The organism is Vibrio sp. YT-19(2023) (assembly GCF_033337395.1).
Window position 1 is genome coordinate 1 of sequence record NZ_JAWOQN010001229.1, and the last position, 504, is coordinate 504.

A 504-nucleotide genomic window follows, 5' to 3' on the forward strand; every position below is an offset into this window, starting at 1 on the left:
CCGTTCGTGTAGACGGTGAAGTGGTTGGGGAAATCAATACAGGTCTTCTTGTCCTACTTGGTGTTGAGAAGGACGACGATGAAGCCAAAGCAAAACGTTTGATGGAACGTGTGACCACCTACCGAGTCTTTGAAGACGACGAAGGAAAAATGAACCTCAACGTCAAACAAGTGAACGGTAAGGTTTTGGTGGTGTCTCAATTTACATTACCGGCAGATACCAAGAAAGGCACACGTGCAGGCTTTTCTCGTGGTGCGCATCCAGCCGACGCTGAACGTCTGTATGACTACTTTTCTGACTTGTGTGAGCAGGAATTGCCAACCGAGCGTGGTCGCTTTGCGGCCGATATGAAAGTGTCATTAATTAATGACGGCCCAGTGACTTTTTGGCTACAGGTCTAATCTGGCGTGCATACACCCATGGTCTAAGCTATATACCCAAGTGGTTTGATTTTACTTGGGTATTTTCTCCCCAAGATTCTTACTGATTTGCACTTTCAAAGGA

Annotated in this window: 1 protein-coding gene; it reads left to right on the forward strand. The window is 46.4% G+C overall.

Features of this window, described 5'->3' with window-relative positions:
• Window positions 1-401, forward strand: a 401-nt coding sequence (dtd, locus tag R7E78_RS30990; protein ID WP_318059253.1) for a D-aminoacyl-tRNA deacylase, incomplete at its 5' end; no start/stop codon positions are given.
• Window positions 402-504: the final 103 nt, after the last annotated feature.